Raw genomic sequence first — 1421 nt, forward strand, 5'->3', positions numbered from 1 at the left:
AAACGCAGAACGGGTCACCCGTGAGGGTGACGTTCTGGAATGATTGTCCGGCGGTGTCCTACTCTCCCACACCCTCGCGAGTGCAGTACCATCGGCGCTGGAGGGCTTAGCTTCCGGGTTCGGAATGTGACCGGGCGTTTCCCCTCCGCCATGACCGCCGTAACTCTATCGACATGTCAAACAACACCACACACGTGTGGTCTGTTGTTCGTTTATCGAGAGTTGCACAGTGGACGCGTAGCAGCTTGGTAGTCAAGTCCTCGGCCTATTAGTACCGGTCAACTGAACCCGTTACCGGGCTTACATTTCCGGCCTATCAACCCAGTCGTCTAGCTGGGGGCCTTACCCCACCAAAGGTGGGTGGGATACCTCATCTTGAAGCAGGCTTCCCGCTTAGATGCTTTCAGCGGTTATCCCTTCCGAACGTAGCTAACCAGCCGTGCCCCTGGCGGGACAACTGGCACACCAGAGGTTCGTCCGTCCCGGTCCTCTCGTACTAGGGACAGCCCTTCTCAAGTATCCTACGCGCACGGCGGATAGGGACCGAACTGTCTCACGACGTTCTAAACCCAGCTCGCGTACCGCTTTAATGGGCGAACAGCCCAACCCTTGGGACCTGCTACAGCCCCAGGATGCGACGAGCCGACATCGAGGTGCCAAACCATCCCGTCGATATGGACTCTTGGGGAAGATCAGCCTGTTATCCCCGGGGTACCTTTTATCCGTTGAGCGACACCGCTTCCACTCGCAAGTGCCGGATCACTAGTCCCGACTTTCGTCCCTGCTCGACCTGTCAGTCTCACAGTCAAGCTCCCTTGTGTACTTGCACTCAACACCTGATTGCCAACCAGGCTGAGGGAACCTTTGGGCGCCTCCGTTACCTTTTAGGAGGCAACCGCCCCAGTTAAACTACCCACCAGACACTGTCCCTGAACCGGATAACGGTCCGAAGTTAGATACCCAAATCAACCAGAGTGGTATTTCAAGATTGCCTCCACCCATACTGGCGTATGGACTTCACCGGCTCCCACCTATCCTACACAAGCTAATTCGAGTACCAATGTCAAGCTATAGTAAAGGTCCCGGGGTCTTTCCGTCCTGCCGCGCGTAACGAGCATCTTTACTCGTACTGCAATTTCGCCGGGCCTGTGGTTGAGACAGTGGGGAAGTCGTTACGCCATTCGTGCAGGTCGGAACTTACCCGACAAGGAATTTCGCTACCTTAGGATGGTTATAGTTACCACCGCCGTTTACTGGCGCTTAAGTTCTCCGCTTCGCCCCGAAGAGCTAACAGGTCCCCTTAACGTTCCAGCACCGGGCAGGCGTCAGTCCATATACATCGAATTACTTCTTCGCATGGACCTGTGTTTTTAGTAAACAGTCGCTTCCCCCTGCTCTCTGCGGCCATACAACGCTCCACC

General features: G+C 55.7%; 2 rRNA genes. Both read right to left on the reverse strand.

Annotated elements, in window-relative coordinates:
* Nucleotides 1-45 precede the first annotated feature (45 nt).
* Nucleotides 46-162 (reverse strand): 5S ribosomal RNA (gene rrf / locus JNW91_RS31350).
* Between the two features lie 86 nt (nt 163-248).
* Nucleotides 249-1421: ribosomal RNA gene (locus JNW91_RS31355) — 23S ribosomal RNA — on the reverse strand; the annotation flags it as partial.

The organism is Micromonospora parastrephiae (assembly GCF_016802865.1).
Lineage (GTDB): Bacteria > Actinomycetota > Actinomycetes > Mycobacteriales > Micromonosporaceae > Micromonospora > Micromonospora parastrephiae.